The organism is Xanthomonas sp. 10-10 (assembly GCF_040182365.1).
GTDB classification, from domain to species: Bacteria; Pseudomonadota; Gammaproteobacteria; order Xanthomonadales; family Xanthomonadaceae; genus Xanthomonas; species Xanthomonas arboricola_F.
The window spans coordinates 3,667,984-3,682,363 of sequence record NZ_CP144460.1 but is presented as its reverse complement, the minus strand read 5'-3'; the positions used below and the strand labels follow the sequence as shown (position 1 = coordinate 3,682,363).

At 68.5% G+C, this 14,380-nt stretch carries 10 protein-coding genes; 7 read left to right on the top strand and 3 right to left on the bottom strand.

The window, feature by feature from the left end; all coding sequences use genetic code 11:
* Window positions 1-216: 216 nt before the first annotated feature.
* The gene (locus VZ068_RS15455; RefSeq protein ID WP_349655790.1) at window positions 217-1,731 is read left to right on the top strand and encodes a hypothetical protein; all 1,515 of its coding nucleotides are present in this window, start codon (window positions 217-219) and stop codon (window positions 1,729-1,731) included.
* Between the two features lie 298 nt (window positions 1,732-2,029).
* Here the strand turns inward: VZ068_RS15455 and VZ068_RS15450 are convergent, their stop codons facing one another.
* A complete protein-coding gene (locus VZ068_RS15450; protein WP_349655789.1) occupies window positions 2,030-4,135 on the bottom strand; it encodes a glycosyltransferase in 2,106 nt (701 codons plus the stop codon).
* A 238-nt stretch (window positions 4,136-4,373) separates the two neighbouring features.
* On the opposite strand from VZ068_RS15450, the gene mrcB reads away from it, so the two are divergent.
* The 5 genes from mrcB (at window position 4,374) to VZ068_RS15425 (ending at window position 11,607) form a co-directional block, all read left to right on the top strand.
* Window positions 4,374-6,818 carry a penicillin-binding protein 1B gene (mrcB, locus tag VZ068_RS15445; protein ID WP_349655788.1) on the top strand — a complete coding sequence of 815 codons (2,445 nt, stop codon included), beginning with the start codon at window positions 4,374-4,376 and terminating at the stop codon, window positions 6,816-6,818.
* Between the two features lie 13 nt (window positions 6,819-6,831).
* The gene (locus VZ068_RS15440; RefSeq protein ID WP_349655787.1) at window positions 6,832-7,356 is read left to right on the top strand and encodes a hypothetical protein; all 525 of its coding nucleotides are present in this window, start codon (window positions 6,832-6,834) and stop codon (window positions 7,354-7,356) included.
* Window positions 7,357-7,932: 576 nt separating this feature from the next.
* Window positions 7,933-9,942, top strand: coding sequence for an ATP-dependent DNA helicase (locus VZ068_RS15435; RefSeq protein WP_349655786.1), 2,010 nt, complete (start codon window positions 7,933-7,935; stop codon window positions 9,940-9,942).
* Window positions 9,943-9,973: 31 nt separating this feature from the next.
* Entirely contained in the window at window positions 9,974-10,693 is a 720-nt protein-coding gene (tsaB, locus tag VZ068_RS15430) for a tRNA (adenosine(37)-N6)-threonylcarbamoyltransferase complex dimerization subunit type 1 TsaB (protein ID WP_349655785.1), read from the top strand.
* Window positions 10,690-11,607, top strand: a complete 918-nt coding sequence (locus tag VZ068_RS15425; protein WP_259152195.1) for an ADP-ribosylglycohydrolase family protein — start codon at window positions 10,690-10,692, stop codon at window positions 11,605-11,607. Before tsaB ends, VZ068_RS15425 begins: the two co-directional genes overlap by 4 nt.
* Before the next feature lie 295 nt (window positions 11,608-11,902).
* Here the strand turns inward: VZ068_RS15425 and VZ068_RS15420 are convergent, their stop codons facing one another.
* Window positions 11,903-12,778, bottom strand: a complete 876-nt coding sequence (locus tag VZ068_RS15420) for an energy transducer TonB (protein WP_349655784.1) — start codon at window positions 12,776-12,778, stop codon at window positions 11,903-11,905.
* The gene (gene gshB, locus VZ068_RS15415; RefSeq protein ID WP_259152193.1) at window positions 12,775-13,725 is read right to left on the bottom strand and encodes a glutathione synthase; all 951 of its coding nucleotides are present in this window, start codon (window positions 13,723-13,725) and stop codon (window positions 12,775-12,777) included. Before gshB ends, VZ068_RS15420 begins: the two co-directional genes overlap by 4 nt.
* A 237-nt stretch (window positions 13,726-13,962) precedes the next feature.
* On the opposite strand from gshB, the gene pilG reads away from it, so the two are divergent.
* Entirely contained in the window at window positions 13,963-14,364 is a 402-nt protein-coding gene (pilG, locus tag VZ068_RS15410; protein WP_005913706.1) for a twitching motility response regulator PilG, read from the top strand.
* Window positions 14,365-14,380: the final 16 nt, after the last annotated feature.

Genomic DNA, 14,380 nt, shown 5'->3' with positions numbered 1-14,380 from the left:
GTCAGGCTCCCCGGGCCGCCTGCAGATGCCTGGAGGATGCATCGATGCACCGGGCCAGTCCGGGCAGCGCGCCGGCTCCCGTCGCGTTTGCCTTGACCAATCCCAACTCCCGAATCCGCCCCTCCTGCCCACCCACACCGTCTTCGCGGCACAGCCAGCTACCATAGGCACGTGAACGCGTCCCCGTCAGGTCGCGCCAAGGATGGACGCCACCGCATGTTTTCCCTGCCGCGCTGGGTCAGGTCGCCGCGCCTTTGGGCGCCGTTGCGCAGCCTTGCGCTGTGGCGCGTGGTGCTGGTACTGGCCGCCTGCCTGCTGTTGAGCGTCATCGCGGCGCGCAAGCCGTTGGGCGATTTGCTGTGGCCGGACACCCGCATCCAGCAATTGCTGCAACGTGGCGATGCGGCGCTGTCGCGCGGCAAGCTCAGTGCCGCCGACGGCAGCGGTGCCCAGGAACTGTTCACCGCTGCGCTTGCGTTGGATAACGATCGCAGCGAGGCGCGCATCGGTTTGGCGCGGACCGGCATGGCGGCCGTGGTGCAGGCGCGTGCCGCGATCGCGGCCGGCGATGCGGTCGCCGCGCAGCGCACGCTGGCGCTGGCAACCGCACTGGAGGTGCCGCAGGCGCAGATCGCGCCGGTCGCGCTGCGGCTGCGTCAGTTGCAGGCACGCAGCGCCGGACTGGATGCCCTGCTGGCGCAGGCCGCTGCGGCCCAGCAGCAAGGTCGCCTGGAAGGCACGCCCGACAGCGCGCTGCCGCTGTATCAGCGCATCCTGACCCTGGCGCCCGACCGCACCGACGCGCTGGAAGGGCGCGAAGATGCCCTGACCGATCTGTTGGCGCAGGCGCGTCATGCGCTGGCGCGCGACGCCCTCGGCGAGGCGGCGGCCTTGCTGGCCGCCGCCAAGCGCTACGACGCCGGGCACGCCGACGTGCCGTCGACCGAGGGGCACTATCACCGTGTGCTGGATCAGCGCCGGCAGCGCGCCGAGGCATTGTTGCGCCGTGGTCGCCTGGCACCTGCGGCACGCGATTTCAACGCGGTGCTGGCGGCCGAGCCGGAGGATGTCGGTGCGCATCGCGGGCTGGAACGGGTGGCCAGCGAATACGCCGCGCAGGCAGGCCGGCAGGCCGCGGATTTTCAGTTCGACGCGGCGATGCAGTCGCTGCAACAGGCGCAGTCGCTGGTGCCGGGTGCCGCATCCATCGCCCAGGCCGAGCAGGCCATCGCGCGCGCCCGCGATGCCCAGCGCGGCCCGGAAACGGGTCTGTCACGCGGCGTTCGCGAGCGCCGTTTGCGGGGGCTGCTGCAACGTGTTGCCGATGCCGAAGCGCGCCAGCAATGGATGACGCCACCCGGTGTCAGCGCCTACGACGCGGTGCGCGCGGCGCAGGCACTGGCACCGCGCGACCCACGCGTACTGCAGGCCGCCGCGCGGGTGGCGCCGGCCAGCCAGCGCTGTTTCGAAGACGAACTACGCAACAACCGGCTGCGCGCCGCGCGCGGCTGCCTGGATGCCTGGCAGGCATTGACCCCGAATGGCGATGCGCTGGCCGGCGCGCGTCGACGTCTTGCGCAGCGCTGGGTTGCGGTCGGCAGCGAGCGCCTGGGCCAGGAGGATGCGGCGTTCGCACGCCGTGCGCAGGAACAAGCGCATCAGCTGGATCCCGGTTTGCCGGAGTTGGCCGAATTCACGCGCCGGGTCAGGGCGGTGGCGGAGCAGCGCTGAGGCGTGGGTTGTCGTCGTTGGCGTTCGGCCTGTGGACGCCGGCGGTAGGTGGCGACCAGGCCGCAAGACATCCCGGCTGTCGATCCCTTCTGGCGTCGGGAGAAGGTGCCCGAAGGGCGGATGAGGGTGCGCGCGAAGCATCGCGATCCATATCTGCCTTCGTCGTTGCGATGGGCCAATCCCGTCACCCATCAAGCGCTGCGCGCGCCCGCATCAGGGCAGCCCGCAATCCTCCGCGCAGCACGACCAATGCATCTGCCCGATCCGCAACGGGCCAGTCGCTCACCCGCGGCGCCGTTCACCCCGCGATAAACAGCTCGCGGACCGTTGCGCGCGCTGCATCCAGCGAGAAGTGTTCGGCCACGTTGCGCAGGCCGTTATCGGCCAGCTTCTGCCATTGCGCCGCGTCCTGGTACAGCCGCACGATGGCATTGGCGAAAGCATCGGCCTCATCGGCCACGCAGACATCCTCGCCATCGCGCAGATGCATGCCTTCCACCGCGCAGGTGGTGCCGACCACCGGTTGACCATGCGCCATGCTCAGGTTGATCTTGCCCTTGACCCCGGCACCGAAGCGCAGTGGGGCGACCGCAATGCGGGCGCTGTCCATGAACGGCACCAGATCCGGCACATGGCCGTGCAGGCGCACGCCGGGGCATTCTTCCGCGAGCAGCTTCAGCGCTTCCGGAAGATCCGCGCCGATGCAGTGAAACTCCACAGTGGGCAGGTGCGCGCGTACCTGCGGAAAGATCGCGCTGATGAACCATTGCACCGCATCTGCGTTCGGCGGATGCCGGAAGCCGCCCACGAACACCAGGTCGCGGCGTTGTTCGAAGCTGTGGCCGCTGCCGGCGACCTCGTGCAGGTTGGAGAGCAGGGCGGTGCGGATCTGCGGCGCATCCGCGTGCAATTGCGCCTGTTCGGCGGCAGACACCAGCACGGTGACGTCGGTGGCCGCCATGATCTCCAGCTCGCGGACCCGGGTACGTTCGGCGCTGCGCAGCAGATTGGCGTCGCCGGCGAGCTCGGCGCCGCGGCGCTCGCGCAGGTAGTGCAGGTCGACGGTGTCGAACAGTGTGCGTGCCTGCGGCGCGTACTGTTTCAACAGCGGCAGGCAGGCGTGGGCAACGTGATGGCGTACCAGCAGCACCACTGCAAAGCGCGCGCCGTGCGTGCGCAACCAGCTGCCGATGCCGTCCAGGAACGGCGCGTACCAGACCTCCACGCCCAGCTGCTGCAGCGCCTGGGTATGGCGCCCGGCATGTTCGCGCCGGGTCGGCACGAACACCACATGTGCGCCTTCTTCGCGCAGCAGCCGGATCAGATTGAACTGCCGCAGCGATCCGGAATCGCGATCCGGCTGCGGCACGCATTCGTCCAGGATCAGCACCTGGCGTTGCGCGCGATGCAGGTGCGCCGGGCCGGGCACCGTGCCGACCGGCAACTGCGTCGCCAGCGCCTGCTGCCATTTCTCGGCAAAAACCGCCTGATTGCGCACCTGATAGGCCTTCACTCCGGTACGCGTGTCGGTGCCGTTGCTGGTGCCTTCGTCATGCACCACCACGCTGGCCGGTTGCACCAGGACCTGACGCCCGGCAGCGCGCACCGCAAAGGCCAGGTCGGTGTCTTCGTAGTAGGCGGGCATGTAGCGGCGGTCCAGGCCGCCCAGGGTCGTCAGCAACAGCGCTCGCGGCAGCGCAATCGCCGCACCGGAGCAGTAGTCCATCGCGCGGACATAGGCATAGCGCGGGTCGTCGGCCGACTCGAAGCGGCCGTAGCTCCAGGCGCTGCCGTCGCCGAAGACCACGCCGCCAGATTCTTGCAGGCGTCCGTCCGGGTACACCAATTGCGCGCCGACCAGGCCGGCGTCCGGATACGCGGCAAACGTGTCGATCAGCCGATCCAGCCAGCCGGGCTGCGGAATGGTGTCGTTGTTGAGCAGCACCACGTACTCGCCGCGTGCCAGCGCGATCCCGTCGTTGCAGGCAGCGATGAAACCGCCGTTGCTGGCGCGCAGGTGGTACCGCAGGCCGGCGATCTGCGGCAGCTGCACGGCGGTGGCATCGCTGCTGCCGTCGTCCACCACGACGATCTCCACCTCCCGCTGCGGCGGATGCGCAGCCAGCGCACGCAGGCAGGCCAGGGTATGGGCGATGTGGTCATAGACCGGGATCACCACCGTCACGCGCGGCGCGGCGCTGTGCGGCACGGCAAATGCGGCAAACGGCGTGGCGTCGGGCAGCCACAACGGTGTGCCGAGCGCGACCGGGGGGGGCTGCGTGTGCACCCGAATGCGCTGCCAGGTCGCACGCCATCCGCGTGTGCGCATGCTGGCCACGCTGCGGTGGATCAGGCCGAGCACGCGATTGAACAGATAGCGCGCATCGGCCAGTGACATCGACATTGCGTTGAAACTCCAGCGGAGAGACGGGTGAGCGTAGCGGGCAGGTGGTGCGATGGCACAGCCGGCCGACAACCTCTGCCAGTGTAACGAGAGGGCACAGGCCGCGCCGAGCACAGGCTCCGCTGGCGCGGAGGCGGGCGTTGGCGTTTGTTAGCCGCGCTTAAGTCGGCGGGGCCAGCGCGGCGCAACCACGACAGCGCTGCGCTAGACTCGCCGGACTCTACATTTTCGCATCCCCGTGCCCCGACGCTACGACCACGACGATTCCGACGACTTTCAGGACGACTCCAACGCGCAAGGCTCCCGCTGGCAACGCAGGCTGATTGTCTGGGGCTTTGCCGCGATCGCGCTGGCGCTCGGTTTCCTGATCCCCTACACGGTGTATCTGAACAAGCAGGTCAGCCAACGCTTCGGCGAGCTGCGTTGGCAGATCCCGACCCGTGTGTACGGGCGCCCGCTGGTGCTGGTGCCCGGCAATGCGCTGGATGCGGCCACGCTCAAGACCGAACTCGACGCGGCGTCCTACCGCGACGACGGCCAGGCCAAGCTGGCCGGCACCTATCTGCAGGAAGGCAGCCGCTTCACCATCGCCAGCCGCGGTTATATCGATGTGGATGGGCGCGTGCCTGCGCGGCGGGTGGAAGTCAGCCTTTCCGGCGGGCGCGTGGCCAGCCTGCGCGACGCCGGCGACCGCAAGGCGCTCAAGAGCGCGCGGCTGGACCCGGCGCGCATCGCGACGCTGTATGGACAAAAGCAGGAAGAGCGCCGCCTGGTGCGCATGGAAGAAGTGCCCGAACTGCTGGTGACCGGCTTGCAGGCGGTGGAAGACCGCGACTTCAACAGCCACCACGGCATCGATCTGAGCGGCATGGTGCGGGCGGCCTGGATCATGCTGCGCTCCGGCGGCCAGGTCCGTCAGGGCGCCAGCACCCTGACCCAGCAGCTGGCGCGCAGCGGTCTGCTCGGCATCGGCAAGGAGCAGACGGTCACGCGTAAATTCAACGAGATTCTGTACGCGGTGATCATGGAGGCGCGCTACGACAAGCGCACCATCCTGGAGGCCTACCTCAACCAGGTCTATCTGGGCCAGCGCGGCGGGCAGGCCATCCACGGCGTGTCGTCGGGTGCGGAGCTGTGGTTCGGCCGCGAGCTCACCTCGATGACCACCGAGCAGATCGCGCTGCTGATCGGGCTGGTCAAGGGGCCGTCGTATTACGACCCGCGGCGCAATCCGGAGCGCGCGCTGGACCGGCGAAACTTCGTGCTGGGCAAGCTGCACGAGAACCAGCTGATCGACGATGCCGAGTACAAGCGCGCGCTGGCTGCGCCGCTGGGCGTGCCCACCGAACCGGGCCTGGTCGCGGCCAACCGCTTCCCGGCCTATGTGGACCTGGTGCGCCGGCAGCTGGCTCACGACTATCCCGAAGGCGTGCTGCAGGGCGCCGGCATGAGCGTGCTCACCGGCATGTCGCCGTCCGCCCAGGCCTATGCCGAAGGCGCGGTGACCGGCACCATCAAGCGGCTGGACAACAAGAAACGTCCGCCGCTGCAGGCCGGCCTGGTGGTGACCGATGTGCACAACGGCGATGTGCTGGCAGTGGTCGGCAGCCGCGATGTGGCCAAGCCCGGCTTCAATCGTGCGGTGGAGGCGCAGCGGCAGGTGGGCTCGTTGCTCAAGCCGTTCGTCTATCTGCTGGCACTGGCTTCGCCGGACCGCTGGGCCTTGTCCAGTTGGGTCGACGATTCCCCGGTGACGGTGCAGCTCAGCCGGGGCAAGACCTGGTCGCCGGGCAATTCCGACAACCGCAGTCACGGCACGGTGCGGCTGGTCGATGCACTGGCGCATTCGTATAACCAGGCCACGGTGCGGGTGGGCATGCAGGTCGGCGCCGATCGCGTGGCGCAATTGATCCAGGTGCTGGCCGGCATCAAGGCCGACCCGAACCCCTCGCTGATCCTGGGCGCGACCGATCAGAGCCCGTACGGCATGGCGCAGCTGTACCAGTTCCTGGCGGCCGGTGGCGAGATCCAGCCGCTGCATGCGGTGCGTGGCGTGCTCGATCCGCAGGGCAAGTTGCTCAAGCGCTACGACAAGACGCCGGCACCGGCGCAGGAAGGCGACTCGGTGGCGGCCAACCTGATCAGCGTCGCCCTGCAGCAGGTGGTCAGCGGCGGTACCGCGCGGCAGCTGCTGGGCGATGGCCTGGGGCGCCTGTCGCCTGCGGGCAAGACCGGAACCTCAAACGATGGCCGCGACAGCTGGTATGCCGGCTATACCGGCGACCATCTGGCGGTGATCTGGATGGGGAACGACCAGAACGCCGAGACCGGCCTGTACGGCGCCACCGGCGCGATGCGGGTGTGGTCGAGCATCTTCGCGCGCCTGCCCAGCGCGCCGTTGAAGGTGAACGGCAAGGGCCTGGACTGGCAGTGGGTGGACGCGGCCGGCACGGGCGTTACCGATGCCGGCTGCCCGGGCGCGCGGCAGTTCCCGTTCGTGGTCGGCTTCACGCCGGCCTATGCGTCGTGCGCCGGCAATGCGCCCTCCATCGAAGGCGTGCCCGACGATGGGTCCGCACCTGCCGAGCAATCCAGCGGCGGCGGCTGGCGGCGTTTCTTCGGATTGGAAAAGAAGCCGGAAGAACCCGCACCGGCGCCCGCGTCGGCGCCCCCTGCACATTGACTGGAGTGACCCCATGATCCGATTGCATCGCCTTGTTGCCCTGATCGGCGTGCTCGCCGCAGTCACTGCCTGCGTCAGTGCGCCGCCCGCGCCGCCGCCGACGCCGGTGGACCCGACCACGCCGACACAACGGCTGTTGCTGATCGAGCGCGAAGCCGGCGTGGACGACACCGAGCTGTCGGTGCAGCCGCTGCGCGACCCGCAGGTGGACGACCTGCGCGAGAGCGCCAAGGCCAAGCGCCAGGCCGGCGACCTGCCCGATGCAGCGGCGGCGCTGGATCAGGCGCTGAAGTTGGTGTCCGGTGACCCGGCAATCTTGCAGGAGCGTGCCGAAGTGGCCGTGCTGCAGGCCGATTGGCCGGCGGCCGAACGCTTTGCCAACCAGGCAGTGGAGCTGGGTTCCAAGACCGGCCCGCTGTGCCGTCGTCATTGGGCCACCATCGAGCAATCGCGGCTGGCGCGTGGCGAAAAGGAAAATGCCGCCTCGGCCAAGGCGCAGATCGCCGGTTGCACCGTGCCGGGCGTAAAACGCTACTGAGTGCGTGCCCTACCGGTTGCGCTGCAGGCAGCGTGACCGGCCCGGCCGGCTGCGCCATGCGGGAGTGGGATGTGTGGCTGCATCCTGCGGTGCGCGGACAGGTCGACTCGATCGGGGCGCCCACCGCCGCGTCGCAGCGGGCCTGAAGTCTTCGAGTGTGATGCGTTGATTGCCACGCGCATGGCATGGGCCATCCTCCTCGTCGTCTGCAAGTCGCCGATGCATGCCGGCCCAACCGCCGGGTGAGGAGTGTGCAATGCCGGCCGGGATGCACACCCTGTGCGTGGAATGGGGTGGGCGGTGTAGCGACGACCACGCAACAGCGCCTAGGACACACCGATGACGCAACGGCCACTGCGCAACTACTGCATCGAAAGCCTGTGGAATGTCGAGGGCCATCCTCGTCAGGCGCGGATGGCGCGGCGCAGTCACAAGGTCGCCACATCGCCGGCTACGTGCGCCGCAGCCGCCTTGCCGCGATGAAGTGTTTACCGGCTGCTGCAGGCCCGATCCAGGCAGCATCCCCGCGCACGCGCTAGGCTGTCGTGCTTCATCTTTCGCATTCTCCTTGGTCTCATGTCCCAACTTGCCACTGCCAGCATCGAGGCGCTCAGCGAGGGCGGGGCGCTTGCGCGTCAGCTCGATGCGTTTGCGCCGCGCGATGCGCAGTTGCGCCTGACCGGCGCCATCGCCGAGGCGTTCGAGCAGCGCGACGTGCTGCTGGCCGAGGCCGGCACCGGTACCGGAAAAACGTACGCATATCTGGTGCCGGCATTGCTGTCGGGCCTCAAGACCATCGTCTCCACCGGCACGCGCGCGCTGCAGGATCAGCTGTTCCACCGCGACCTGCCGCGCGTGCGCGCCGCGTTGGGCATCGGGCTGCGCAGCGCGCTGTTGAAAGGCCGCGCCAATTACCTGTGCAAGTACCGCACCCAGCAGGCGCGCGGCGAGCCGCGCCTGGCCACGCCCGAGCAGGTGTCGCAATTCCAGCGCATCGTGGCCTGGAGCGGGCGTACCCAGTACGGCGACATGGCCGAGATGGACGCCTTGCCGGACGATTCGCCGCTGCTGCCGATGGTGACCTCCACTGTCGACAACTGCCTGGGCACCGAGTGCCCGTTCTACGGCGAATGCTTTGTGGTGCAGGCGCGCCAGCGTGCGCAGGCCGCCGATCTGGTCGTGGTCAATCACCATCTGCTGCTGGCCGATCTGGCGCTCAAACAGGAAGGCTTCGGCGAGATCCTTCCGGGCGCGCAGGCGTTTGTCATCGACGAAGCGCACCAGCTGCCGGAGCTGGCGGCCAATTTCTTCGGCGAAAGCTTCGGCATGCGCCCGTGGCAGGAGCTGGCGCGCGATTGCATGGTCGAAGCGCGTCTGGTCGCCGGCGCGCAGGCCAGTCTGCAGGAGCCGATCCTGGCCCTGGACGAAGCCTTGCGCGGCTTGCGTGCCGGCATGGAAGGCCTGCCGCCGCGCGGCACGCAATGGCGTGCACTGGCCAAACCGCAGGTGCGCGAAGGGTTCGATGCGGTGCTGTCGGCATTGGCGCGATTGGCCGAATCGCTGCTGCCGTTGCGCGAGGCCTCGCCGGGATTCGATGGCTGCACGGCGCGCGCGCAGGAAGCGTTGAACAGGTTGTCGCGCTGGCTGGGCGAGGACGTGGCGGTGGCGGATTTCGCGCAGGATCCGCCGGAACAAACCGTCGACAACGATGTGCTCTGGTATGAGCTGAGCCCGCGTGGATTCCGTTGCCAGCGCACGCCGCTGGACGTGTCCGGGCCGCTGCGCGAGCACCGCGAAAAATCGCAGGCGGCCTGGGTGTTCACCTCGGCCACGCTGGCGGTGGGCGGCGAGTTCGACCACATCGCGCTGCGGTTGGGCTTGAACGACCCGGTGACCTTGCTGCAACCCAGTCCCTTCGACTGGGGACGTCAGGCGTTGTGCTACCTGCCGCCGAACCTGCCCGATCCGGCCGCGCGCGGTTTCGGTACGGCCTTGATCGCGGCACTGACCCCGGTGCTGGAAGCTTCCAATGGCCGTGCGTTCCTGCTGTTCGCTTCGCACCGTGCGCTGCGCGAGGCGGCCGAAGCGCTGCGTGGTGCGCCGTGGCCGCTGTTCGTGCAGGGCGAAGCGCCACGCGCGACGTTGCTGCAGCGCTTTCGCGATTCCGGCAACGGCGTGCTGCTGGGGTCGGCCAGTTTCCGCGAAGGCGTGGACGTGGTCGGCGACGCCTTGAGCGTGGTGGTGATCGACAAGTTGCCGTTCGCCGCGCCCGACGACCCGGTGTTCGAAGCGCGCCTGGACGCGATCCGCCGCGAGGGCGGCAACCCGTTCCGCGACGAGCAATTGCCGCAAGCGGTCATCGCGCTCAAGCAGGGCGTGGGCCGGCTGATCCGCAGCGAGACCGACCGCGGCGTGCTGGTGCTGTGCGACCCGCGATTGGTGAACAAGAGCTACGGCCGCACCTTCATGAAATCGCTGCCGCCGTTTGCGCGTACGCGCGAGATAGACGAAGTGCGGGCGTTTTTTGGCGCCGCCGCGCCGCTGGGCGACAATGGCGTCCCGGCGTTGCCGTTCGGCGACGGTTGATCTTCCTCCTTCTTGCTGCCACGGCCCTGCCATGAACGTTCTCGCATTCGAAACCTCTACCGAAGCCTGCTCGGTCGCGCTGCACGTTGGCGGGCGCGTCATCGAGCGTTTCGAACTGGCGCCACGTCGTCACGCGGAACTGGCATTGCCGTGGGCCGAGCAGCTGCTGGCCGAGGCGGGCATCACGCGGCGCCAGCTCGATGCGATTGCGGTCGGCCGCGGGCCCGGTGCGTTTACCGGCGTGCGCCTGGCCATCGGCATCGCGCAAGGCATTGCGTTAGGCCTGGATCGGCCGGTGCTGGCGGTCTCCACGCTGCAGGTACTGGCGTTGCGCGCGCCTGCCGAGGCGAAGCATGTGCTGGCCTGCATCGATGCGCGCATGGGCGAGGTGTATGCCGGCGTCTTTGTGCGTCACGACGATGGTGTATTGGAACTGATGCCGGAAGTGGTGTGCACGCCCGACACCTTGATCGTGCCGGACACCGCGCACCGTTTCGCCGGAGTGGGCACCGGCTTCGCTGCCGCCGATGGTCTGCTGCAGCGGCGTTTTGCAGCGCAGCTGAGTGGCATCGATGCCAGCGCCCTGCCGCACGCCGCCGACCTGCTCACGCTGGCATTGCCGGCGTTGCAGCGTGGCGAAGGCGTGGCGCCGGAGCGTGTGGAACCGGCGTATCTGCGCGATAACGTCGCACTGACCTTGGTCGAGCAGCAGGCCGCACGCGCAGCGAAGGCGGGCGCAGCCGCGCCATGACGCACGGCGAACGCGAACGCGCGCGGTTTCGCGGCTGTCTGCTTGGCCTGGCGGTCGGCGATGCGCTTGGCACCACGCTGGAATTCTGCGCGCCGGGCAGCTTTACCCCGATCGACGACATGCGCGGAGGCGGCCCGTTCGCGCTGCGTGCCGGGCAATGGACCGACGACACCTCGATGGCCTTGTGCCTGGCGCACAGCCTGCTGCATCGGAACGGATTCGATGCCGCCGATCAGATGAATCGCTATTGCAACTGGTACCAGCACGGCTACCTCAGCAGCACCGGCAGCTGTTTCGATATCGGCAGCACCGTGCGGCAGGCGCTGGAGCGCTATCTCGATGGCGGTCCGGCCTTCAGCGGCAGCGAGGACCCGCGCGCGGCCGGTAACGGCTCATTGATGCGGCTGGCGCCGGTGGCGATGTATTACGCGTATCGCCCGGCTGAGTTGGGCGCGCGTGCTGCGGACAGTTCGCGTACCACGCATGCCGCCGCCGAAGCGTTGGACGCCTGCCGGCTGTTCGCGCTGCAGCTGCATGCCGCGTTGCTGGGTGGCGAGCGTGGGGCAGTGCTGCAGACGCAGTGCAACGAGTTAGTCACGCCGACAGTGCGCGCATTGGCCGCACGCAACCACGCGGCGGTGCCCGCGGCGCAGATCCGCGGCACCGGCTATGTGGTCGATTCGCTGTCGGCCGCGCTGTGGTGTTTCGCCACCACCGAGACATTCGCCGATGCGGTGCTGCGTGCAGCCAATCTGGGCGACGATGCCGACACCACCGCCGCCATCTGCGGCCAGCTGGCGGGGGCGTTCTACGGCGTCGACGGCATTCCGGCCGCCTGGCGCGAGCGGGTGCAGGACGCGGCCGAGATCATGGCATTGGCCGATCGGCTGCATGCCGCCGCATCGATGGCCTGAGGTCCGGGCCGCGGCGGACCGTGCCGCTCCACCTGCAGGTGTCCACGCCGTCGAGCACATTTCCAGGTGCGGCAGTCGAGCGCACGCCGGCGTTGCCGGCCTGCTGCAGGTCGGACGCCACGTCGTCGTTCCAGCCGGTGAGCAGGGGCGCACGCTCGGCATCCACGCTCATGCAGGCTGCCTCACCGACGGTGCGAGGACTACGCGCCGCTGATCCTGCGTTGCCGCCTTCTACCGGGTCAGGACCGCGCCTGGTCGTGGGGTGGTGTATCGCGCAGAGTGCGCCTGGGCGGTCTCAGCGATCGTCGTGCAGCTCGCCGCCGGGCAGGAACAGCCAGGTGCGGGTGACTTCCAGAATGTCCACGTCGTCCTTGGTCCTGGGCAGGGGCGGGAACGGCTGGGCCAGTTGCACCACGCGCAACGCGGCATCGTCCAGCGCCGGCACGCCGCTGGAGATCAGCACGCGGCTGCTTTCCACGCTACCGTCGCGGCGCACGCCCACGCTGATGACGACCTTGCCGCCCAGCCGGCGCCGCCGCGCTTCGTCCGGATAATTCAGATTGCCCACGCGCTCGGCGCGATCCACCCACGCGCGCAGATAGTTGGCGTACACATATTCGCGGGTGCTGGCCGAGACGAACTTGCGGTTGGGGCGCTTGGCGTACTGCTCCGAGCGCAGATGCACCTCGGCGGCGAGCCGGGCCATTTCCGCGTCGCGCTGCACGCGCTGTGCATCGGCCGGGGTGAGCGGGTCGGTCTGCGGATTGGGTTGCGGCGTGGGCATCGTCTGCTCGCCGCGACGGCTGCTGACCACGCGGGTCTGGGTCGGCTCCGGTGCCTGCACGCTGGTGGCGCGCTGCGCCTGTGGCGCGAGCCCGGTGCGGTCCTGGGGTACCACGCCGGGCTGGCTGTCGCGCGGGCGCTGGGGGGTGTCGTGGTCGCCGCCGCCCTGCTGGTTGGCCTGGGCCAGGAAGTCGGCCTGTTTCGGCGTCAACGGCGTGCTGGTCTGGCTGAAGATCACGTCCAGTGTCGGCACCAGCGGCGCATCCTCGCTGACCGTGAAACCCACCCCCAGGATCAGCGCGGCGTGCAGCAACAGCGAGATCACCAGCATCGCGCTCAGGCGCTGGCGGTCGTCCATCGCTGCAGGCTGCGCCGCGGCCTTGCTCATTGCGCGGTGCCGGCCTCGATCGCGTCGAACAGCAGCCCGGCGATGTTCAGGCCGAACTGCGCATCCAGCTCGCGCACGCAGGTGGGGCTGGTGACGTTGACCTCGGTCAGGTAATCGCCGATCACGTCCAGACCGACGAAGCGCATGCCGCGCCGGCGCATTTCCGGGCCGACCTGCGCGGCGATCCAGCGGTCGCGCTCGGACAGGGGGCGGCCTTCGCCACGCCCGCCGGCGGCCAGGTTGCCGCGGAATTCGTCGCCCTGCGGAATCCGCGCCAGGCAGTAGTCCACCGGCTCGCCGTCCACCAGCAGGATGCGCTTGTCGCCGGCGGTGATGTCTGGGATGAAGCGCTGCGCCAGGGTCAGCTTGCGGTTGCCGTCGGTGAGCGTTTCCAGGATCACGTTGAGGTTGGGGTCGCCGGTGCCGCTGCGGAAGATCGAGCGCCCGCCCATGCCGTCCAGCGGCTTCAGCACGGCTTGGCCGTGTTCCAGCACGAACGCCTTCAGCGTCGCCGCATCGCGGCTCACCAGCGTCGGCGGGCAGCATTGCGGAAACAGCAACGCCGCCAGCTTCTCGTTGTAGTCGCGCAGGCCCTGCGGGTCGTTGACGATCTGCGCGCCGGCGCGCTGGGCCACGCTCAGCACCTGGGTGTCGTAGACGAACTCGGCGTCCACCGGTGGGTCCTTGCGCATCAGCACCACCTGGCCGGGGCCGAATTCCAGTTCGGCGAACTCGCCCAGCGTGAACCAGCTTGTCTTGTCTTCGCGCACGCTCAAGGGGGCGACTTGCGCCACGGCGCGTCCCTCGCGCAGGCTGAGCCCGCCGGGGCGCACATAGTGCAAGCGGTGGCCACGACGCTGGGCTTCCAGCAGCATGGCGAAGGTGGTGTCTTTGGCGATCTTGATGGAGGCGATGGGATCCATCACCACAACGACGTCGAGCGACATGGGGCTAAACCTTTCGAACAAGCTGCCGATGGTAACTTCAAGCGGTGGGCGATGGCGTGCCCGGCAGCTCGCGGATGCGCGACTTGCCGGTCCGGAGGCACCTGGCCGCGGTCGGAACGTCCGCCTGGCGGGGCCCCGGCAATGCGCCCTTGACAGTCGATGCGGGTCTTGGGATATACATGCAGTTTCGTAGCGACGTCGGAAGGGATGAAGCGTTGCGCGTCCGGGGATATTTGCATGAGTGAAAACATTGCTGCGGGTGGGGAACTCGCAGGACTGAAGGTGATGGTCATCGACGATTCGAAGACCATTCGCCGCACCGCCGAAACGCTGCTGAAGCGGGAAGGTTGTGAAGTAGTGACAGCGACCGATGGTTTCGAGGCACTGGCCAAGATTGCGGACCAGCAACCTCAGATCATTTTTGTCGACATCATGATGCCGCGCCTGGATGGGTACCAGACGTGCGCGTTGATCAAGGGCAACCAGCTCTTCAAGTCGACGCCGGTGATCATGCTGTCGTCCAAGGATGGCCTGTTCGACAAGGCGCGTGGCCGTATCGTCGGCTCCGAGCAATATCTGACCAAGCCATTCACCCGTGAAGAACTACTGAGCGCGATCCGCACGTACGTCCACGCCTGACCAGGGGGAAAGGCAA

Coding starts and splice junctions, on each gene's coding strand:
- VZ068_RS15455 (WP_349655790.1), top strand. CDS start 217: ATGTTTTCCCTGCCGCGCTGGGTCAGGTCGCCGCGCCTTTGGGCGCCG.
- gshB (WP_259152193.1), bottom strand. CDS start 13,725: ATGTCGCTCGACGTCGTTGTGGTGATGGATCCCATCGCCTCCATCAAG.
- pilG (WP_005913706.1), top strand. CDS start 13,963: ATGAGTGAAAACATTGCTGCGGGTGGGGAACTCGCAGGACTGAAGGTG.
- VZ068_RS15425 (WP_259152195.1), top strand. CDS start 10,690: ATGACGCACGGCGAACGCGAACGCGCGCGGTTTCGCGGCTGTCTGCTT.
- VZ068_RS15450 (WP_349655789.1), bottom strand. CDS start 4,135: ATGTCGATGTCACTGGCCGATGCGCGCTATCTGTTCAATCGCGTGCTC.
- VZ068_RS15420 (WP_349655784.1), bottom strand. CDS start 12,778: ATGAGCAAGGCCGCGGCGCAGCCTGCAGCGATGGACGACCGCCAGCGC.
- VZ068_RS15435 (WP_349655786.1), top strand. CDS start 7,933: ATGTCCCAACTTGCCACTGCCAGCATCGAGGCGCTCAGCGAGGGCGGG.
- VZ068_RS15440 (WP_349655787.1), top strand. CDS start 6,832: ATGATCCGATTGCATCGCCTTGTTGCCCTGATCGGCGTGCTCGCCGCA.
- tsaB (WP_349655785.1), top strand. CDS start 9,974: ATGAACGTTCTCGCATTCGAAACCTCTACCGAAGCCTGCTCGGTCGCG.